At 73.9% G+C, this 20,295-nt stretch carries 18 protein-coding genes and 1 pseudogene; 8 read left to right on the top strand and 11 right to left on the bottom strand.

Annotation, left to right across the window (positions count from 1 at the left end):
- Positions 1-43: 43 nt before the first annotated feature.
- From ACQEVS_RS01885 to ACQEVS_RS01855, 7 genes are all read right to left on the bottom strand, one after another.
- Complete coding sequence (locus ACQEVS_RS01885) at positions 44-706, bottom strand: methionine ABC transporter permease (protein ID WP_433014194.1); 663 nt, start codon at positions 704-706, stop codon at positions 44-46.
- Entirely contained in the window at positions 696-1,724 is a 1,029-nt protein-coding gene (locus ACQEVS_RS01880; RefSeq protein WP_433014191.1) for a methionine ABC transporter ATP-binding protein, read from the bottom strand. The genes ACQEVS_RS01885 and ACQEVS_RS01880 overlap by 11 nt, the downstream gene beginning before the upstream one ends.
- A gap of 5 nt (positions 1,725-1,729) precedes the next feature.
- Positions 1,730-2,599 (bottom strand): MetQ/NlpA family ABC transporter substrate-binding protein, encoded by an 870-nt coding sequence (locus ACQEVS_RS01875; RefSeq protein WP_433014188.1) that lies wholly within the window; start codon positions 2,597-2,599, stop codon positions 1,730-1,732.
- 159 nt (positions 2,600-2,758) lie between these two features.
- On the bottom strand, positions 2,759-3,847 hold the full coding sequence (locus tag ACQEVS_RS01870; RefSeq protein WP_433014185.1) for a glutamate--cysteine ligase: 1,089 nt from the start codon (positions 3,845-3,847) through the stop codon (positions 2,759-2,761).
- 91 nt (positions 3,848-3,938) lie between these two features.
- Positions 3,939-4,736, bottom strand: coding sequence for a class I SAM-dependent methyltransferase (locus ACQEVS_RS01865; protein WP_433014182.1), 798 nt, complete (start codon positions 4,734-4,736; stop codon positions 3,939-3,941).
- A 131-nt stretch (positions 4,737-4,867) separates the two neighbouring features.
- The gene (locus ACQEVS_RS01860) at positions 4,868-5,968 is read right to left on the bottom strand and encodes a class I mannose-6-phosphate isomerase (RefSeq protein WP_433014179.1); all 1,101 of its coding nucleotides are present in this window, start codon (positions 5,966-5,968) and stop codon (positions 4,868-4,870) included.
- Entirely contained in the window at positions 5,965-6,804 is an 840-nt protein-coding gene (locus tag ACQEVS_RS01855; RefSeq protein WP_433014176.1) for an SDR family oxidoreductase, read from the bottom strand. The genes ACQEVS_RS01860 and ACQEVS_RS01855 overlap by 4 nt, the downstream gene beginning before the upstream one ends.
- A gap of 485 nt (positions 6,805-7,289) precedes the next feature.
- On the opposite strand from ACQEVS_RS01855, the gene ACQEVS_RS01850 reads away from it, so the two are divergent.
- From ACQEVS_RS01850 to ACQEVS_RS01835, 4 genes are all read left to right on the top strand, one after another.
- A complete protein-coding gene (locus ACQEVS_RS01850) occupies positions 7,290-8,033 on the top strand; it encodes an HAD family hydrolase (RefSeq protein ID WP_433014173.1) in 744 nt (247 codons plus the stop codon).
- Complete coding sequence (locus ACQEVS_RS01845; RefSeq protein ID WP_433014170.1) at positions 8,030-10,417, top strand: glycoside hydrolase family 65 protein; 2,388 nt, start codon at positions 8,030-8,032, stop codon at positions 10,415-10,417. Before ACQEVS_RS01850 ends, ACQEVS_RS01845 begins: the two co-directional genes overlap by 4 nt.
- Before the next feature lie 49 nt (positions 10,418-10,466).
- Positions 10,467-11,246 carry an SDR family NAD(P)-dependent oxidoreductase gene (locus ACQEVS_RS01840; RefSeq protein ID WP_433014167.1) on the top strand — a complete coding sequence of 260 codons (780 nt, stop codon included), beginning with the start codon at positions 10,467-10,469 and terminating at the stop codon, positions 11,244-11,246.
- Positions 11,247-11,425: 179 nt separating this feature from the next.
- Positions 11,426-12,634, top strand: a complete 1,209-nt coding sequence (locus ACQEVS_RS01835) for a serine hydrolase domain-containing protein (protein ID WP_433014164.1) — start codon at positions 11,426-11,428, stop codon at positions 12,632-12,634.
- 209 nt (positions 12,635-12,843) lie between these two features.
- Here the strand turns inward: ACQEVS_RS01835 and ACQEVS_RS01830 are convergent.
- Positions 12,844-13,689: pseudogene (locus ACQEVS_RS01830) on the bottom strand (glycosyltransferase); the annotation flags it as partial.
- Between the two features lie 277 nt (positions 13,690-13,966).
- Positions 13,967-15,550 (bottom strand): FAD-dependent oxidoreductase, encoded by a 1,584-nt coding sequence (locus ACQEVS_RS01825; RefSeq protein WP_433014161.1) that lies wholly within the window; start codon positions 15,548-15,550, stop codon positions 13,967-13,969.
- 185 nt (positions 15,551-15,735) lie between these two features.
- Between ACQEVS_RS01825 and ACQEVS_RS01820 the strand changes: the two genes are divergently transcribed.
- Both ACQEVS_RS01820 and ACQEVS_RS01815 read left to right on the top strand, forming a co-directional pair.
- On the top strand, positions 15,736-16,941 hold the full coding sequence (locus ACQEVS_RS01820) for a zinc-dependent alcohol dehydrogenase (protein WP_433014158.1): 1,206 nt from the start codon (positions 15,736-15,738) through the stop codon (positions 16,939-16,941).
- Entirely contained in the window at positions 16,938-17,618 is a 681-nt protein-coding gene (locus ACQEVS_RS01815; protein ID WP_433014155.1) for an HAD family hydrolase, read from the top strand. Before ACQEVS_RS01820 ends, ACQEVS_RS01815 begins: the two co-directional genes overlap by 4 nt.
- Before the next feature lie 150 nt (positions 17,619-17,768).
- Here ACQEVS_RS01815 and ACQEVS_RS01810 read toward each other — a convergent pair whose 3' ends face one another.
- The gene (locus ACQEVS_RS01810; protein WP_171165715.1) at positions 17,769-17,924 is read right to left on the bottom strand and encodes a hydrophobic protein; all 156 of its coding nucleotides are present in this window, start codon (positions 17,922-17,924) and stop codon (positions 17,769-17,771) included.
- A 211-nt stretch (positions 17,925-18,135) separates the two neighbouring features.
- Between ACQEVS_RS01810 and ACQEVS_RS01805 the strand changes: the two genes are divergently transcribed.
- Positions 18,136-18,669, top strand: coding sequence for a DUF6328 family protein (locus ACQEVS_RS01805; protein WP_433014152.1), 534 nt, complete (start codon positions 18,136-18,138; stop codon positions 18,667-18,669).
- A 154-nt stretch (positions 18,670-18,823) separates the two neighbouring features.
- The gene (locus ACQEVS_RS01800; protein WP_433014149.1) at positions 18,824-19,147 is read left to right on the top strand and encodes a plasmid stabilization protein; all 324 of its coding nucleotides are present in this window, start codon (positions 18,824-18,826) and stop codon (positions 19,145-19,147) included.
- 11 nt (positions 19,148-19,158) lie between these two features.
- On the opposite strand, the gene ACQEVS_RS01795 is transcribed toward ACQEVS_RS01800, so the two are convergent.
- On the bottom strand, positions 19,159-20,172 hold the full coding sequence (locus ACQEVS_RS01795) for an SMP-30/gluconolactonase/LRE family protein (protein WP_433027186.1): 1,014 nt from the start codon (positions 20,170-20,172) through the stop codon (positions 19,159-19,161).
- Between the last annotated feature and the right edge of the window lie 123 nt (positions 20,173-20,295).

Below are 20,295 nucleotides of genomic sequence, written 5' to 3'. Positions count from 1 at the left end.
GCGACCCGGACGAGGACGATCAGCACCGCCACCGCCACCGCCATCAGCGGCGGAGCACCTTGCGGGCCAGCACGTTCCCCAGCAGCTGAGCCACCTGGACGAGGACGATCAGCACCGCTACCGCCACGACCATCACCGACGTGTCGAACCGCAGGTAGCCGTACGTCATGGCCAGGTTGCCCACTCCGCCGCCGCCCACCGTCCCGGCCACCGCCGAGAAGTCGATCAGCGCGACGAGCATGAACGTGAAGCCGAGGACGAGCGGCCCCAGGGCCTCGGGCACCAGCACGGTGAGGAGGATCCGCAGCGGGCCCGCGCCCATCGACCGGGCGGCCTCGATCACCCCGGACTCGACGGACAGCAGGTTCGTCTCGACGATCCGGGCGACGCCGAACGTGGCCACGACGACCATCGGGAAGACCGCCGCGTCCGTCCCGATCATCGTGCCCACCACCTCGCGCGTCACCGGGGAGAGCGCGACGATGGCGATGACGAACGGCACCGGGCGGACGATGTTCACCAGCGTGTTGAGCAGGGCGAAGACCAGCCGGTTCGGCAGCACCCCGCCCTTGCGCGTGGCGTAGAGGGTGAGGCCGACGGTCATGCCGAGCACCGCCGACAGCGCCAGGGTGACCAGCACCATGTAGACCGTCTCGCCGGTCGCGTCGACCACCTTGGGCCAGAAGACGTTCCAGTCAGCGTGCATCGGCGCCCACCTCCGTCGTGGTCCGGACGGCGTCCAGCGCCGCCACGAACGCGTCCACGTCCCCTTCCTCGCCGCGCAGTTCGAGCGTCACACTGCCGAGCGCGGCGTCGCGGACCTCGCCGACGCCCGCGTGGGCGATCGTGAAGTCCACCCGGTGCTCGCGCAGCAGCCGCGACAGGTGCGCCGCGCCCGGCGCGTCCCGCGTCACCGGGACGGTGACCAGCCGCCCGGCGTGCCGGCCGCGCAGCCGTTCCAGCGCCTCGCCCTCGGGCGGGTCCCCGAGCGCGGAGCGGACGAACACCTTGGTGACGGGGTGCCGCGGCCGGGCGAACACCTCGTACACCTCGCCGCTCTCGACGACCCGGCCCTCCGACATCACGGCCACCCGGTCGCACAGGAACCGGACCACGTCCATCTCATGCGTGATGAGGACGATGGTGATGCCCAGTTCGGCGTTGACGCGCCGCAGCAGCTCCAGCACCTCCCGGGTGGTCTGCGGGTCCAGGGCCGAGGTCGCCTCGTCGCACAGCAGCACCTTCGGCGACGTGGCCAGGGCGCGGGCGACGCCGACGCGCTGCCGCTGGCCGCCCGACAGCTGCTCCGGCCAGTGCCGGGCCCGGTCCTCCAGGCCGACGAAGCGCAGCACCTCCAGGGCCCGCCGACGGGCCTCGGCGCGCGGCGTGCCGGCCAGCCGCAGCGGATAGGCGACATTGCCGAGGACCGTGCGCGAGCGGAACAGGTTGACGTGCTGGAAGACCATCCCGATGGACCGCCGGACGGCCCGGCGCCCCCGCTCGTCGAGCGCCGTGAGGTCCCGGCCGCCGACCAGCACCCGCCCCGCGGTGGGGACTTCGAGGTGGTTGACGAGCCGCAGCAGGGTGCTCTTCCCGGCGCCGCTGTGCCCGACGACGCCCAGGACGGTGCCTTCGGCGACGGTCAGGGACACCCCGTCGACCGCGGTGAACTCCGTGCCGTGCTTGCCGGGATAGGTCTTGCGGACGTCCCGCAGTTCGATCACGGCCGTCAGCTCCCCTGCCCGGAGAGGCGGTCGAGCTCCTTCTCCAGCGTGGCGGGCGGGATGTCCACCACGTACCGCGCGCCCTTGCCGGACTTCCGCACGGCCGCCTGGACCTTGGCCGACCGGTAGATGCGGACGACCTTGCGCAGCGTCGCGTCGCCCTTGTCCTTCGCCCGCGCCGCGATGACGTTGACGTACGGGCGGGTGGCGGGGCTCTCCGGGTCGTCCCGGAAGACGGCCTGACCGACGCCGTAGCCGGCCTGTTCCGCGACGCCGGCGTTGATGACGGAGGCCGCGGTGTCCTTGAGGGCGCGCGGCGTCTGCTGCGCGTCGACCGGGGTGAGCTTCAGGTGCTTGGGGTTGTCGGTGACGTCGTCCGGCGTGCCGTAGATGCCGGCCTTCTCCTTGAGTCCGATCAGCTTGGCCGCACGGAGCACGAGCAGCGCCCGGCCCTGGTTCGACGGGTCGTTGGGGATCGCGATCCGGGCGCCGTCGGGGATGTCGTCCACCGATGTGTGCTTGAGCGAGTACAGGCCCATGGGGGCGACGGAGGTGGAGGCGAGCGGCACGATGGCGGTGCCGTTCTGCCGGTTGAACTTGCCGAGGAAGGCCAGGTGCTGGAAGGCGTTGAGCTCGATGTCGCCGTCGGCCAGGGCCCGGTTGGGCAGCTGGTAGTCGTCGAAGTTGACGATCTTGACGTGGATGCCCCCCTTCTCGGCCTCCTCGGCGAGCACGTCCCACTCCGGGTCGGACCCGTTCACCCCGATCCGCACCTGTCCGTCGGCGGACGAGCCGGACGTCCCGCAGGCCGACAGCAGGGCGGTGAGGGCGGCCGCGACGGACGTCGCCGCGGCGCGGCGGAGTGCGTGTTTCATGAGGGCTCATTCCGGGTGGTGCCGATGCGGGGCCGGTTCGGAAGACGATCACCGGCGGGTCGCTGGAGATCGTAGGAGCGAAACCCGGAATGGCCTGGTTATGAAAGGAAGGGTTCACTTCCTTGCAATGAAACAAAGGTCATCGGCGAGGGTCGGCTCTCAGGACGCCGTGCGCTCCACCGCCTCCTTGACGACCGCCGGCAGCTCGCCCGTGCGGGCCAGGGCCGCGCGCTGGAGGGCCGCGCCGCCGCCCCGGGCGAACAGCCGGGCCACCGACTCCTCCACCAGGTCCAGGTCGCCGGAGTCCGAGAGCGCGTCGCGGACGTGGTCGACCAGCGCCCGTACCACCGTCTCCGCCGGGGCCGGCGTCAATTCCAGCGGGTGCACCAGCCCCTCCGTGACACCGGACTTCGCGGCCCGCCAGGACGCCAGCCGCAGCAGCCCCACGGAGACCGGCTCCGGCGGCCGGCCGGCCCGCCAGTCACGGGCCGCCGTGTCCACCAGGCCCCGGGCCAGCGCCGCCACCAGGACCGTGTCGTCCGGGTCCAGGCAGACGTCGGACACCCGGATCTCCACGGTGGGGTAGTTCCGCGACAGCCGCGCGTCGAAATAGATCATGCCCTTGTCGAGCAGCGTCCGCGTGTCGAGCAACTGCCGTACGTGGGCGTGGTACCGCTCCGGACCGCCGAACACCTCCACCGGCCCGGCCGACGGCCAGCGGCCCCACACCTGACTCCGGTAACTGCTGTAGCCGCTGTCGTGGCCCTGCCAGAACGGGGAGTTGGCGCTGAGCGCGAGCAAGGGGGCCAGCCAGGGGCGGATCCGGTCCAGGACCGCCACCCCCTCCTCGTCCGACTCGACACTCACATGCACATGGCACCCGCAGGTGAGCTGCTCCTGAGCCGTGAGACCGAACTCCTCGGCCACCTGGCGGTAGCGCCGGCCCGCGCTCAGCGACGGGGCCACCGGCAGCGGCGAGGTGGCCAGGGCCGCCACCGCGGCGCCGGCGGCCCCCGCCCGCTCGATCGCCGTGGCACGCCGCCGCCGAACCTCCGCGGCCAGGTCCGTCATGTCCGCCGTCGGCCGGGTGGCCGTCTCCAACTGCTCCCGTTGGAGCTCCTTCTCCAGCTCCGGATCGTCTCCCCGGGCCAGGCCCTCCAGTGCCAGCACCGTCCCGGCCACGGCCCGCGGTTCCCCGCTGCCCGGATCCACCAGGAGGAGCTCCTCTTCCACTCCGACGCTCCGCATGCCGCCATCGCCCCTTCCCAGGGTTCCGCTTGTCGTTCGAGGCCCGTATACCCAGGTCGGGCGGGGTTGCGCCGACGAAACGGGACCGTTCTCAGCCCGGCTGGTCCGGCGCGCGGCGGATCCGCACGACGTCATGGGCGTGGTCGATGGCGTACGTGCCGTCCGGCCGGGCGAAGTGCTCCTCCACGTAGGCCGCGAGACCGGCACGGGAGGGAAGCGGATCGAGGTTCCTCAGACCGGGCACATTGATCATGAACTCGGCGGTGTCCAGGGCCTCGCGCGGATCGGTCGTCCGGTACGCGTTCCCGACCGTCTCCACGGACCAGTCGGCCACCCGCCCCGCCTGCCGCTCCACCAGCCGCCGGGCGGCGGCCCGCAGGTCGAACCGGGCGCCGGTGAAGTGCCGGACCATGCGCATGCACGCGTTGTCCGGATCCTGCAGCAGGACGAGGAGCGTGCCGCCGGGCGCCGTCCAGCCGAAGACCCGGTCGAGGGTGCCTGGCCACTCCTCCTCGGGCAGGTAGTACAGCACGTGCGAGAGGAGGACCAGATCGGCTCCAACGCCGGGCTCGGCGCGGTCGACGGGCTCCGCCACCACGACGGCACCGGGGCACGCCGCACGCAGCGCCTCCCGCATGGCCGCGCTGGGCTCGACGGCGACCGTCCGCTCGAAGTACGGCGCCAGCCGGGCGGTGGTCCGCCCCTCGCCCGCGCCGACGTCCAGGAACACCCGGCGCCGCCCGAGCCCCTCGACGAGGCCGACCAGGCGCGCCTCGATGTCGTCCTTCTCGTCCGTCCCGGCCAGGAAGAGCTCGAACGCCCGCCGGTAGGCGGCGCTTTCGACCTCCAGCACCCGCACCGGACCGGGCCCCGCGAACTGCACGGACATCCGGCACCACCCCTTTCCCATCCCGTACCCCACCCGGCCATGGCACCGCGTTCCGCGGCCCGCGCGGCGCAGGCACGTTCCTGCCCGCGTGTCGGATGCCGTGCGCGCGTACGGGAGCGGACCGGAACCCCTCAGTCCGCAGCGGAGTCCGGACCGGACGCCACCAGTGCGGCCACCGCCTCCGGCGGGTGGCCCGCCGCCCGCAGGGGCGCGCGGACGTCCCGGTCGAGATCGTCCGGCAGCCGGCCGACGAGGGCCGAGCAGGGCCCGGTCAGTTCCACCTCCCCGAGCGCCGCCGGCAGCAGGACCGTCCGGGCCCGGCCCACGGTCGACGCGCCGCCGGCGTACCGCAGTTCCGCCGGGCCGTCGAGGACGGTGACGACGAGGGCGCCGGTGAAGGAGTGCCGCAGCGCTTCCCCGGCGGGGACCGTCCAGCGTTCGAGCACGAAGTACGGCCCCGCGGTCAGCAGCGTCCGCGTTCCGCCCCGGGCGGCGGGCAGTGCCAGGCCGGGCAGGCACCGGGGCCGCGGCGCGGGATCCCACTGCTCCAGCAGCCGTTCGACGTTGGTGTGCCACTCGTCGTCCGAGAGGGGAGAGCCGTCCTCCATCCGGTGGCGCATGGCGTGCTGCTGGACGTCCGAGGTCTGCTCGATCTCGTAGACGAGCGTCCCGGGCCCGAAGCTGTGCACGGTGCCGCCCGGCACGTACACCGTCTCCCCGGCGCGGACGGGGAGCCGGCGGAGCACCGCGTCGAAGTCCTGCCGCAGCAGCGCCCGGCGCAGCTCGTCCCGGCCGACGCCCGCCCGCACGCCGGCGTACGCGGTGGCGCCCGGGGCGGCGTGCAGGATGTGCCACGCCTCGGTCTTGCCGTGCGGCTGGTTCTCCAGCCGCCGGGCGGTGCGGTCGTCGGCGTGCAGGTGGACGGGGAGCGCGCCGTGGGCGTCGATGAACTTGGTGAGCAGCGGGAAGTGCGGGCCGCGCCGGCCCGGCCCGGTGAGCTCGTCCGGGTGCTCCAGGTGCAGCTCGCGCAACGTCCGCCCGGCCAGCGGCCCGTCGGTCACCCGGGCGATGTCCCCGTCCACGTCGCTGACCTCCCAGGTCTCCGCGACCCGGCCCGCCGGGAGCCCGGTGCGGCCCAGCCGGTCCGCGATGGCCCGGCCGCCGAAGACGTGCTGCCTGACGGGCGTCGTCAGCTCCAGCGGGTACCAGGGGACGCCGGGCGCCGCGCTCACAGGATGGGCTTCCCGCCGGTCACCGCGACGCGGGCGCCGGAGATGTAGCTGCCCTCGTCGGAGGCGAGCAGGACGTAGACGGGCGCCACCTCGGCGGGCTGCCCGGGGCGCCCCAGCGGGGTCTGCTCGCCGAAGTGCTCCACCTGCTCGGGCGGCATGGTGGAGGGGATCAGTGGGGTCCAGATCGGGCCCGGGGCCACGCTGTTGACACGGATGCCGCGCTCGCCGACGAGCTGGGCGAGGGCGGCGCAGAGGTTGGCGACGCCCGCCTTGGTGACGTCGTACGGCAGGAGCGTCGGCACGGGCATGTCGGAGTTGACCGAGCTGCTGCCGATGATCGAGGCCCCGGCGCTCATGTGCGGCAGCGCGGCCTTGCACAGGTGGAACATGGCGCTGAGGTTGGTGGCCAGGGTGCGGTCCCACTCCTCGTCCGTGACCTCCTCCAGCGTCCCGTGGGTCATTTGGAACGCGGCGTTGGAGACCAGCACGTCGATCCGGCCGAACTCCTCGACGGCCTTGGCGATCACCGCCCGGCAGTGCTCCGGCCGGGCGAGGTCGCCGGGGACCAGCACCGCGCGCCGCCCGGCCTCCTCCACCCAGCGGGCGGTGTCCCGGGCGTCCTCGTCCTCGTCCAGGTAGGAGATCAGGACGTCGGCACCCTCCCGGGCGTAGGCGATGGCCACGGCCTTGCCGATGCCGCTGTCCCCGCCGGTGACCACCGCCACCTTGTCCTTCAGCCGCCCCGAACCCCGGTAGCTCTCCTCGCCGTGGTCGGCCCGGGGCCGCAGCTCCTTCTCGACGCCCGGAACCTCCTGCTGCTGTGCCGGCCGGGTCATGGTGCCTCCTCGCTCCGCGCTCGGCCCTCGGGGCGCGCGCGGGATATGTCGGAATCTTCTCGGTACCGGCTCCGCGTACCCGGCCGGGCGGGCCGAATGCGTACCGGCGGCGGCCGGCGCCGGCGCCGGCGTCACCGATCCGCAGCGGCGGCGGCGAGAGGCGGGCCGCCGGTGCCGGGCGGTGCCGCCGGATGGCGCAGGGCGCGCGGGTGGGACCGGCGAGGAGCTCCGAGCGTGTACGGGCGCGCGCCGGCAGGACCGCACGAGCGTGTACGGGCGCCCGCGCCGGCCGGCCGCGCGCGCCGGTGGGGGCTCACGCGCGCGTACGGCCCCCGCGAGCGACCGCCGAGAGCCGCTCCTCCGGGCGCCGACGGCGCTCCGGCCGGCCGGACCGCCCCGACGAACCCGTCGTCCCAAGCGGGCGAACGAGTGATTCGCCCCCTTCGTGGGCAGGCGGTGCCGCGACCAGGGAAAGGGGAAACACCGTGACCGCTCTCGGCCTGCCCGCCACCGTCCGCGCCTGCCTGTTCGACCTGGACGGCGTCCTCACCCGGACGGCGACCGTCCACGCCGCGGCCTGGAAGGAGATGTTCGACGCCTTCCTGGCCCAGCGCGACGGGCCGGACTTCCGGCCGTTCGACCCGGTGGCCGACTACGACGCCTACGTGGACGGCATGCCCAGGGCCGATGGCGTCCGGACCTTCCTCGCCTCGCGCGACATCACCCTCCCCGAGGGGAACGACGACGACCCGCCGGACCGGGAGACCGTGCACGGGCTCGGCAACCGCAAGAACGCCCTGGTCCTGGCGAAGATCAAGAAGGAGGGCGTCCAGCCCTACCCCGGCTCCGTGCGGTACGTCGAGGCCGTCCGGGACGCCGGGCTGCGCCGGGCCGTCGTCTCGTCCAGCGCCAACTGCCGCGACGTCCTCGTCGCGGCGGGCATCGAGGACCTGTTCGAGGTGCGGATCGACGGGCTCGTCGCCACCGAACGGCACCTGCCGGGCAAACCGCACCCCGACACCTTCCTCGCCGCCGCCGAGGCGCTCGGCGTCGCACCGGATGAGGCCGCGGTCTTCGAGGACGCCCTGGCCGGCATGGAGGCCGGGCGCTCCGGGAAGTTCGGCCACGTCGTGGGTGTCAACCGGGCCGACCAGGCCGAGGCGCTGCGCCAACACGGCGCGGACGTCGTCGTGGACGACCTTTCCGACCTTCTGGGGGAGACAACGTGATCACTCATCCGGCCTTTCTCGTCGAACCCTGGTGCCTCCGCGAGACCGAACTCAACCTGGGGGTGCTCTCCCAGAGCGAGTCGGTCTTCGCGCTGTCCAACGGCCACATCGGCTGGCGCGGCAACCTGGACGAGGGCGAGCCGCACGGTCTCCCCGGCAGCTACCTCAACGGCGTCTTCGAGTTCCGCCCGCTGCCCTACGCCGAGGCCGGCTACGGCTATCCGGAGTCCGGCCAGACGGTCATCAACGTCACCAACGGCAAGGTGATCCGGCTGCTCGTCGACGACGAGCCGTTCGACCTCCGCTACGGCCGGCTGCACCGGCACGAGCGGGTGCTGGACTTCCGCACCGGCCTGCTGCACCGCACCGCCGAGTGGACGTCGCCCAGCGGCCGGAGCGTCCGCGTCCGCTCCACCCGGCTGGTCTCCTTCACCCAGCGCGCGGTGGCGGCCGTGGCGTTCGAGGTGGAACCCCTCGACGGCGAGGTGCGGATCGTCGTCCAGTCGGAGCTGGTGGCCAACGAGGAGATGCCCGACCTGGGCGGCGACCCGCGGACGGCCTCCCACCTCAAGGATCCGCTCGTCCCGGAGCAGGCCGCCGCCCACGGCTCACGGCTGCGGCTGCTCCACCGCACCGCCCGCAGCGACCTGAAGATCGCCGTCTCCGCGGACCACGTCGTCGACGGGCCCGAGAAGACCGAGGTGTCGTCGGAGAGCAGCGAGAACCTCAGCCGGCTCACCGTGGCCGCGCGGCTCGGCTCGGGACAGCGGCTGCGGGTGGAGAAGTTCGTCTCCCACGGCTGGTCGGCCGTCCGCTCCGTCTCCGCCCTGCACGACCAGGTGGACGCCGCGCTCGCCGGCGCCACCAGCACCGGCTGGCGCGGGCTGCTCCAGGAACAGCGCGCCTACCTCGACCACTTCTGGGCCCGCGCCGACGTCGAGGTGGACGGGGACGCCGAGATCCAGCAGGCCGTCCGCTTCGCCCTCTTCCACGTCCTCCAGGCGGGCGCCCGCGGCGAGGCCCGCGCCCTGCCCGCCAAGGGCCTCACCGGGCCCGGCTACGACGGCCACTGCTTCTGGGACACCGAGTCCTTCGTCCTCCCGGCGCTCACCTACACCGCCCCCCAGGCCGTCGAACAGGCGCTGCGCTGGCGCCACAGCACCATGCCCGCCGCCCAGGAGCGCGCCCGCCAACTGGGGCTGCGCGGCGCCGCGTTCCCCTGGCGGACCATCAACGGCGACGAGTGCTCGGCCTACTGGCCGGCCGGCACGGCCGCGTTCCACGTCAACGCCGACATCTCGGACGCGGTGGTGCGGTACGTGTCCGCCACCGACGACGAGGACTTCGAGCGGGAGATCGGGCTGCCGCTGCTCGTCGAGACCGCCCGGCTCTGGCGGTCGCTGGGCCACCACGACCACCACGGCGACTTCCACATCGACGGGGTGACCGGACCCGACGAGTACAGCGCCGTCTGCGACGACAACCTCTACACCAATCTGATGGCGCAACAGAACCTGCGTGCCGCCGCCGCGGCGGCCGAACGCCACCCCGACGCGGCCGGTACCCTCGGTGTCGACGACGAGGAGACCGCCGCCTGGCGCGACGCCGCCCACCGGATGACCCTGCCGTACAACGAGGACCTGGGCGTCCACGAACAGTCGGCGGGGTTCACCGGCCACCAGATGTGGGACTTCGCGCACACGGACGAGGACCAGTACCCGCTGATGCTGCACTTCCCCTACTTCGACCTCTACCGCAAGCAGGTCGTCAAACAGGCGGACCTCGTCCTCGCCATGTGCCTGCGCGGTGACGCCTTCACCCCCGAGCAGAAGGCGCGCAACTTCGCCTACTACGAGGCGCTGACCGTCCGCGACTCCTCGCTCTCCGCCTGCGGGCAGGCGGTCATGGCCGCCGAGGTGGGGCACATGCGGCTCGCCTACGACTACCTGGGCGAGGCGGCCATGATGGACCTCTCCGACCTGGAGGGGAACACCCGCGACGGGATACACATCGCCTCCCTCGCGGGCACCTGGTTCGCCCTGGTCATGGGGTTCGGCGGGATGCGCGACCAGGGCGACGCGCTCGCCTTCGCGCCCCGGCTGCCCGAACAGCTCGGCAGGCTCGCCTTCACCCTCCAGGTCAGGGGGCGCAGGCTGCGGGTGGAGATCACGGGCACCACGGCCACGTACACCCTCCTCGAAGGGGAGGCCCTGGACATCCGGCACTGCGGGGAGAAGCTGACGGTCACTCCCGCCGCGTCGGAGTCCCGCGAGGTGCCGCAGCTGCCCGTCCGGCCCGCGCCGGAACAGCCCGCGGGCCGCAGTCCGGCGCGGCGCCGCGCGGTCGCCCACGCCGAGTCGGAGGCGCCTCCCGGATATCGGTGAGGCGATTGAGGTTGGTGTGACTGATGGGGTGCACCCTAGGGTGCGCCCCATGAGCGCAACCGACTACCTCTCCGAACTGTTCTCGCTGCACGGGCGGGTCGCCGTCGTCACGGGCGGCAGCTCCGGCATCGGCCGGGCCATGGCGGTGGCCCTCGCCCGGGCCGGGGCGAGCGTCGTCGTGGTGGCCCGCAGGGAGGCCGAACTCGACGACACCGTCCGCGAGATGGCGGCCCACGGGGGCCGGGCGGCGCGGGTCAGCGCCGACCTCGGCACCCGGGACGGCGTCCGCGCCGCCGCCGAGGAGGCCGTCCGGGCGTTCGGCGAGCCCGACATCCTCGTCAACAGCGCGGGCGTCAACCTGCGGCCGCCGATGGGCGAACTGGGGGAGGACGTGTGGGACACCACCCTGGCCGTCAACCTGGAGGCCCCGTTCCTGCTCGGGCAGCGGTTCGGGCCCGGCATGGCCGAGCGCGGGTACGGGCGGATCATCCACGTCACCTCACAGCAGGCGCACCGGGCGTTCGTGCAGAGCGGTGCCTACGGCGTCTCCAAGGGCGCCCTGGAATCCCTCGCCCGCTCCCAGGCCGAGGCGTGGTCGCCGTACGGCGTCACCTGCAACACCCTCGTCCCCGGCTTCGTCATGACCCCGCTGAACGAACGCCTCTCCTCCGACCCGGAGAAGGTCGCCGCGCTCGCCGGCCGCACCCTCGCCGGACGCAACGGGCTCGCCGAGGACTTCGCGGGGGCGGTGGTCTTCCTGGCGAGCCGGGCCTCGGCGTACGTGACGGGGCAGTCGGTGTTCGTGGACGGCGGGTTCTCGGTGCACTGAGCCGCGGTGTGCGGGGCGGGGGCCTCCTCGGGGTGCGACCCTGAGGGGGCGTCGGCTTTTCTCAGGGTGGGGTCAGGGACGAAGTGGGGAAGGCCCGGATGCCGGGGCGGTGCCGGCGGAGAAGCATGGGGCACATGAATTCTTCTTCGACGTCCACTCCGTCTGCTACGGGCGGGACCGTGCCCCCCGCTTCCCGGCGCCGCCGACGGGCCCTCGCCGGGGCCGCGCTGGCCGGTTCGCTGTTCCTGACCGTGGGGGCGCCGGCCGCCCTGGCCGTGGCCGACACGGGAGCCGCCGCGGCCCTCGCCCCCGCCCGGGGGCAGGCGGTGCCGCCGCTGGACACCCAGGCCCTCCGCGCCGCCATCGCGAACCTCGGCGACCCGCAGGCCACGGCCGCGCAGGTGAGAGTCGACGGTTCGGCCGGGCGCTGGTACGGCACGTCGGGCGTCGCGGACCTCCGGACGAAGCGTCCCGTCCGGCAGGACGACGCGTTCCGGATCGGCAGCATCACCAAGGTGTTCGTCGCCACCGTGGTGCTGCAACTGGCCGCGGAGCACAAGGTGGACCTTGACGCCCCCGTCCAGCGCTACCTGCCGGGCGTCCTGCCCGCCGGCTTCCCTCCGATCACGATCACCCAGCTGCTGAACCACACCAGCGGCCTGCCGTCGGAGAGCGGCACCCCGGACCTCTCCACCCCCGAGAAGGTCCTGGAACACCGCTACGACCGGTGGACGCCGCGGGACATGGTGTCGCTGGTGAGCCATGGACCGATGAAATTCGAGCCGGGGACCAAGCAGGAATACCGGGGCATCAATTACGTGCTGGCCGCCATGGTGGTCGAGAAGGTGACCGGGCACGCCTACGGGGAGGAGATAGGCAAGCGGATCATCCGACCCCTCCACCTCACCCGGACGTCCGTGCCCGGCAGTGACCCCACGATCCACGGGCCGCACGTGCACGGCTACTTGGCGATGTCCGACGGCACTCTCCGGGACGCCACGGTCTACGACCAGACGGAAGCCTGGGGCGAGGGAGAGATGATCTCCACGACCGGGGACCTGGACCGCTTCATCTCCGCGCTCTTCTCCGGCCGGCTGCTGCCCGCGGCCCAGTTGGAGAAGATGTTCACGCTGCCGCCCTCCAACGTGCGCATGGTGGACGGCAGCCCGGCCCGCTACAGCACCGGACTGCAGACGGTCACGGTGAACGGGGTGACGCTCTGGGGCAAGACCGGCGAGCGGTACGGCTACAACTCGGCCATGGTGGCCACCCGCGACCAGCAGCGGCGCGTCGTGTACTCCTTCAACCCCACGCACCGCGACCAGACCCAGATGAAGATGACCCTCCGCATAGCGGACGCGGTCACGAAGGGGAAGAGCCAGGGGTAGGGCGGCCGTTGGAGCGGCGGGCGGGGGAGGCCCGTCGGGTGCAGGAGGCCCGTCGGGGCGCCTCCACCGGTCGGCGGCGGGCTACGAGGTCGGTGCGGGGACCGGTCACGGCTCCTCCTCCCTCGCGCGGCGGGCCGTGACGGGCGGCGGCCCGCTCCGGGGGCCGGGCGCGGGGCGGCGGGAGCCACTTCCGGTGCGGGCCGGGGAGCGGAATCGACGAGTCGTGCACCGCGTTCCACGGCCGGCGGCAGGGGGCGCCGGCGTGCCAGGGCGGTGGGGAGCCGGCGGAGGACCCCGGCCAGCGCGCGCCGGGCCTCCCGGTCGCCGGGGCAGTCCCGCACCAGCGACCAGGTGCGGGACAGGGCGTACGGCAGGGGACGGACCAGCCAGGCCGTCAGCAGCTCGTTGCGCCGCGCCCGGGCGGGCCGGCCGGAACGCGGTGCCGGGTCGGGACAGTGCCGGGCGACGAGGGCCGGGCAGTGGACCAGCCCCCAGCCCCGCCGGGCCAGTTCGAGGGCGAGCAGGGTCTCTTCGCCCAAGAAGTGCAGCAGCGGGTCGAAACCGCCCGCTTCGAGGAAGGGCTCCCGCCGTACGACGGCCGAGCAGGCGAGGAAGCCGAGGATGGACGGACCGGGCAGATCGGGCGCCCGGCCCAGAGGGGAGGCCGCGAGGACGCGGTTGATGGGATCGGGACGGCCTTCGGCGCCCACCCGGGTGGTGGCGGCGATCAACGCGAGCCGCGCGTGGGCGTCGAACAACTCGGCCGCCGCGGCGAGGGAGCCGGGCTCCCACCAGGAGTCGTCGTCGGCGAACGCGACGTAGGGCGTGTCCAGGACTGCCGCGCCGACGTTGCGGCCCACGGCGCCGAGGTTGCGGCCCGTCTCCAGGAGACGGACGCCCGGGTGCAGGTCGCGCACGGCGGCGGGGGTGCCGTCGCGGGAGCCGTTGTCGACGACGACGATCGGGGGGTGCTCGGGGAGTTCGGTGAGGTGGCGGAGGGTGCGGAGGAGGCGGGGGCGGCGGTTGCGGGTGATGATGACGACGCCTACGCGGGGGTGGGGGAGGTGGGGGCGTCGGTCACGCTCCCTGGGTAACCGTTGCGTGGGGGCGCAAACGGTGGGGTGGCCCCGGTCCCGCCCTTACACCTTTTCTTGCGGGGCAAGCCCCCGTACCCCTGAAGCGCGCTGCGCGCGCTGTCCTCAAACTCCCCCCTCTGGGGGAGTTTGAGGACGAGCGGCGAAGCCGCGAAAAGGGGGTCTGGGGCGCAGCCCCAGGAAGCTGGGGGCACCTCCCAGCGGTAGCTGGGGGAGAAAGGGCGGGTCCGGGGCACCCTCACCCCCCGACCTCCCGCCGCTCCAGGGGCCGTACCGCCGGCCCCTGGAGCACCGAGCCGTCGGGTGCGAAGCGCGAGCCGTGGCAGGGGCATTCCCACGCCCGCTCCGCCGCGTTGAAAGCGACCAGGCAGCCCAGATGCGTACAGCGGGCGGACACCGCGTGCGCGGTACCGTCCTCATCGCGGTACACCGCGCAGTGCCGCCCGTTGACCCGCACCACCTCGCCCGTCCCGGGGGCGATGCCGGCGACGGCGTCCGCGCCGCCCGGCCGGAGCCGGTCGCCGACGAAGTGCCGGGCGACCTCGGCCTGGTGCCGGAGGAACGCGGGGGCCTCGCGGACCTGGGTCCACAGCCGGCGCGGGTCGTAGAGGTCGGCCCACGGCGGGCGGCGGCCGTCGATCAGTTCGGTGAGCAGCCGGCCGGCCATGACGCCGCCGCTCATGCCCCAGCCGCCGAAGCCGGTGGCGACCCAGGTGTGGCGGGCGCGCGGGTGGAAGGCGCCGACCAGGGGGACGGTGTCGGTGGAGTCGTTGTCCTGGGTCGCCCAGTGCCGGTCGAACGCGATCGAGGGAAAGCGCTCGCGGGCCCAGGCGGCCAGCCGCTCGAAGCGGGCGGCGACGTCGGCGGTGCCGGGCTTGAAGCTCTCCCCGGTGACGATGAGCAGCCGCCGCCCGTCCTCGTGCGGGGCGCTGCGGACGGACCGTTTGCCGCCCTCCTCGGTGATGTACATCCCGCCCGGGTCCTGGTCGGCGGGCACGGTGCCGGTGACCACCAGTTCCCGGCGCGGTGACAGCCGGGCGAACAGCAGGGCCCGGTCGAACACCGGGTAGTGGGTGGCGACCACCACGTCCCGGGCGGTGAGCACGGCGCCGTCCGCGGTCGTCACCCGGCAGGGCGTGCCCTCGTCCAGGCCGGTGACCCGGGTGTGCTCGTGGATGGCACCGCCGTGCGCGACCAGATCCCGCGCGAGGGCGAGCAGGTATTTGCGCGGGTGGAACTGGAGCTGGTCGTCGAGGCGTACCGCCGCCTCGACCCGGTAGGGCAGGCCGGTCCGTTCCACGTACGTCGCGTCGAGCCCGGCCTGCGCCGCCGCGTTGACCTCCTCGCGGACGTCGCCGCGGCCCTCCGGGCGGGTGACGTAAGTGAAGGCCGGCCGGCGTTCCAGCTCGCAGTCGGCCTCCAGCAGGGCCGCCACCTCCGCGACGCGCTCGACCGCCTCCGTCTGCGACCGCGCGTACAGCCGCGCGCCCTCGGGGCCGCGGGTGCGCCGCAGCCGGGCGTAGACCAGGCCGTGCAGGGCGGTGACCTTGGCGGTGGTGTGGCCCGTCACCCCGGCGGCGATCCGGTCCGCCTCCAGGAGGGCCACGGACCGCCCGGCGCGGGCCAGTTCCCACGCGGCGCTGAGTCCGGCGACGCCGCCGCCGATCACGGCCACGTCGACGTCGGTCCCGATTCCGGTGAGCGGGGGGTACGCGGAGTCGGGGGAGGCGGGGGCGGTGGACAGCCAGTACGACTCGGGTTCGCCGTGCAGGAGCGGGCCGGAGGGCCGGGAGGGGCCGGAGGGGCCGGAAGGGTGCGCCATGGAGGAACGGATTCCCCCGCGCGGCGGACCTACCCGGGCCCGCGTTCGCGGTTCGTCCGTTCGGCCGACCCGTCCGCGCCCCGGTTTCGCCGCGTGCCGCCGGGGAACCCGGTTCCGGAATCCGGCCCCCCCGGAGCCGGGGCCGACAGGCGCGAAGCGACGAAAAGCGGCACGAGGGAGACGGCATGCGGGCCCTGACCTGGCACGGAAAGCGGGACGTCCGGGTGGAGACGGTCCCCGACCCCCGGCTGGAGGAGCCCACGGACGTCATCGTCCGCGTCACCTCCACCGGCATCTGCGGATCGGACCTCCACCTCTACGAGGTCCTCGGACCGTTCCTGGACCCGGGCGACATCCTCGGCCACGAGGCGATGGGCGTCGTCGAGGAGACCGGGCCGGACGTCACCGCCCTCGCGCCCGGCGACCGGGTCGTGGTCCCCTTCAACGTCTCGTGCGGCGCCTGCCACATGTGCGACCAGGGACTGCAGTCGCAGTGCGAGACCACCCAGGTGCGCGAGCGCGGCATGGGCGCCGCCCTGTTCGGCTACAGCAAGCTCTACGGCCAGGTGCCCGGCGGGCAGGCCGAGTTCCTGCGGGTGCCGTTCGGCAACACGCTGCCGGTCAAGGTTCCGCACGGGCCGCCCGACGAGCGGTACGTCTACCTCTCCGACGTCCTGCCCACCGCCTGGCAGGCCGTCGAGTACGCCGCGATCCCGCCCGGCGGCACCGTCACGGTGCTCGGCCTCGGACCGATCGGCGACATGGCCGCCCGCATCGCCCTGCACCGCGGCGCGAGCCTGGTCATCGGCGTCGACCTGGTGCCCGAGCGGCTGGCCCGGGCCGCCGCCCGCGGCGTCACCGTCCTCGACCTGCGCGCCCACACCGAACCCGGCGACGACGTCGTCACCGCCATCCGGGACCTCACCCAGGGACGCGGGACCGACGCCGTCATCGACGCCGTCGGCATGGAGGCGCACGGCGCGCCGGCGGGGAAGACCGCCCACCAGCTCGTCGGCATGCTGCCGGACGCGTGGGCGCGGAAGCTGATGGAACGGGCCGGGGTCGACCGGCTGACGGCGCTGCACACGGCGATCGAGGCGGTACGCCGCGGCGGGACCGTCTCCCTCTCCGGCGTCTACGGCGGGATGCTCGACCCGATGCCGATGATGACGATGTTCGACAAGCAGATCCAGCTGCGCATGGGCCAGGCCAACGTCCGCCGCTGGGTGGACGACATCCTGCCGCTGCTCGACGACGCCGACCCGCTCGGCGTCGAGGGGTTCGCCACCCACACCCTGCCGCTGGAGGAGGGACCGAACGCCTACCGGACGTTCCAGGCCAAGGAGGACGGCATGGTCAAGACCCTGCTCAAGCCCGGGGCCGCCGCGTGACCGGCCGGCCGCTCGCGGCCCTCCTCGACGTCGACGGCACCCTCGTCGACACCAACTACCTGCACACCGTCTGCTGGTTCGAGGCGCTCCGCCAGGCCGGGCACCGGGTCCCGATGACGGACATCCACCACACCATCGGCATGGGCTCCGGCCGGCTCCTCGACCGGCTGCTGGGCGAGGACCGCGACCGCGACGCCGACGAAACCCTCAGCGCCGCGCACAAGACCCTCTACGCCACCTGGTTCGAACGCCTGCCGGTCGTCGAGGGGGCACAGGAACTGGTACGGACCCTCGCCGGGCGCGGCTGGCGCGTCGTCCTCGCCACCTCGGCCCAGGGGTCGGAACTGGATGCGCTGCGGGAGGCGATCGGGGCGGACGACGCGATCCTCGCCGCGACCAGCGCCGACGACGTGAAGGCGAGCAAGCCCGCCCCCGACCCCGTACGGCAGGCCCTGGAACAGGCCGGGACCGAGCCCGGCCGCGCGCTGTTCCTCGGCGACACGGTCTGGGACGTGCACGCGGCACGGAAGGCCGGAGTGGACTGCGTCGCCCTGCTGTCCGGCGGCATCGCGCGCGCCGAATTGAAGGAGGCCGGCGCGGTCGCGGTCTACCGCGATCCCGCCGACCTGCTGGAGGGGCTGGACGACAGCCCCTTCGGCCGTCTGGAGAGCGCCTGATCGGGGCCGGGAGAGAGCGCCTGATCGGGACCGGGTCGGGGAACGCCTGATCGAATGGGAGAGCGCCCGATCGGGCGGTGGCCGGTCGAACGACTCCGGCACCCCTCGCCGGTGACCCGCGCCCGGTGGTTCACCGGGCGCGGGTCCGCGCTACCAGCGGTACCACCGGCCTCCGCCGGAGCGGACGAGGAAGCCGAGCAGCCAGATGACCAGCACGGCCAGCGCGATCCACCACAAAATCTTCACCGCGAAACCCGCGCCGAAGAGAACGATCGCGAGGATCAGTACCAGGAGCAGCGGCACCACAGTGATCACCTCCTGTCGGTCGCCCACCCGCCATGGGGACGGCCTGTGCATCTCCAGTGTCCTCCGCCTGATCCGTTTTGTCCTGGTCGTCCGCCCCCGGATTCCGGCGGCCGGGAGCCCGCCCCCGCCGGCGGGGGCCCCGGCGCCGCCCCGGGGCGTGCATGGCCGGGTGTGCGCGGGGGTACCCGCCCCGGCCAGAGGAGGACGCCCCATGCCCACGCCCCGAGAACGCGACGACCGCGCGCGGACCAGGGAGGGAGAGACGGGACGCGAGGACAAGGGGCGGCACGAGACGCAGGAGGAACGCGCCGACCGGCGCTGGACCGAACTCCTCCAGGAGGTTCGGGTCGCCCAGACCGGTGTGCAGATCCTCTTCGGCTTCCTGCTGACCGTCGCCTTCACCCCGCGCTTCACCACCCTGGCCCCCACCGACCGCACCATCTACGTCGTCACGGTGGTTCTCGGGGCCGCCACCACCGGCGCCCTGGTCGGGCCCGTCTCCTTCCACCGGATCGTCACCGGGCGGCGGCTGAAGCCCGAGACGGTGGTGTGGGTGTCCCGGCTGACCGTCGTCGGCCTGATGCTCCTGCTGGCCACGGTGGCCTCGGCACTGCTGCTCATCCTGCGGGTCGCCCTGCGCGGCCCGGCGGTGCCGTGGGTGGTCGCCGGGCTCGTCGTGTGGTTCGTGTTCTGCTGGTTCGCCCTGCCCTGCTGGGCGCTGTTCCGCTACCGCGCCCGCAAGTGACGCCCGACGCCCGGCGATCCGCCGCCCGCCGCCGGGTGGCCGGCCGTGCCGCCCCCGATCGGTCCCGTTCCCCCGGCGGCGGCCCGCATGGCGTGTCACGGTGAGGGCAGGCGCGTCCAGGGGGAACGAGCGCAGCGAGTGAAGGAGCAGCACCATGCCCGCAGGATCCAGCCCCAAGCGCGAGCGGCAGTACGAGCACATCAAGGACAGCGCGGAATCGCGCGGCGCGAGCGAGAAGCGCGCCAAGGAGATCGCCAGCCGCACGGTCAACAAGGAACGCGCCCGCGCCGGCGAGTCCGAGACGGCCAGTCGCACCTCCCTCCAGGACATGTCGTCCGCCAAGCGGGGCGGTCAGCGGTCGCACTCCGGAGCCAAGGGCCCGACCAGGGACCAGCTGTACGAAGAGGCCAAGAAGAAGAACGTCGAAGGACGGTCGCAGATGAACAAGGACGAACTGAAGCGGGCCCTCGGCCGCTGAGCCCCGAAAGGTCACGGCAGTTCCACGACCCCCACCGCCGACTCCACCAGGCTCCCCAGGTACAGCCGCCCGGCGTGGGCGCACACGCTGGTCACCATGCGGAAGCCGCGCGACGGCCGGCGCAGGTCCCGGACCACCCGGCCGGCCGCGTCCAGCGCCAGCAGCCGGGTGACCGGCCGGGGCCGCGACAGCAGTGCGGACGGCAGCGCCCAGACGGCCCGCCGGAAGACCGGCGGCGACCGGTGCAGCAGGTCGAGCAGGGGCTCGCGCGGGCCCGCCAGGGCCACCCAGACGAGGCCGTCCGGGCCGGTGGAGAGGTTGTCGGGAAAACCGGGGAGGGCGTCGGCGAACACCTCGCGGCGGCCCGCCCGCGGGCCCGTCAGCCACAGGCGCGTCAGCCGGTACGCCCCCGACTCGGCGACCACGACGGACGAGCCGTCGCCCGTCACGGCCACGCCATTGGCGAACTGCAGCCCGTCCAGCAGCACTTCGGGGCGCGCGGACCCGGGCTCGTACCGCAGCAGCCGCCCCGTGCCGGAGTGTTCCAGCAGGTCCCCCATCCAGTGCTCCAGCGGGAACCGGGCGGAGGCGTCGCTGACGTACACGGCACCGCCCGGCGCGACGACCGCGTTGCTGCACACCCACAGCGGATCGCCGCCCGCCCCCAGCAGCGTCTCGGTACGGCCGGACGCCGGGTCGAGGCGCAGCAGCCCCCGTTCGGCGTCGCACACCAGCAGCCGCCCGTCGGGGAGCGGCCACAGGCCCAGCGGGCGGCCACCGGTGGCCGCGAGCGTCCGGGGCGGACCGCCGCCCGCCGGGTCCACGGACAGGATCCGCCCGTCCGCCACCCCGGTCAGCAGCCGGCCCGAGGCGGCGTCCCACCGGACGTCCTCCGGGCCGGAGGCGCCCAGCGGCAGCCGCCGCACCGGGGGCAGTCCGGCCGGCGCCGCGCCGGGGACCGGACGCCGGAGGCGGCGCGGCGGGAGCCAGACGACCGGGCGGAGAGGGGGTTTGCGCGAGCCCATGGCGAGAACCCTTCCTGGCGGGACGAGGCCGGGGAGCGTACCCACGGCCCCACCCGGGAAACGGCCGTCCCCGGCCGACGTGCGCGCACCGCCACCCCGTGGCACGGTGGGCGGGGCGCGGCA

It is taken from the genome of Streptomyces sp. CA-181903, from assembly GCF_050937075.1.
Classification (GTDB): Bacteria; Actinomycetota; Actinomycetes; order Streptomycetales; family Streptomycetaceae; genus Streptomyces.
The sequence above is the reverse complement of the archived record's forward strand: the minus strand, read 5'-3'. Positions and strand labels throughout refer to the sequence as shown.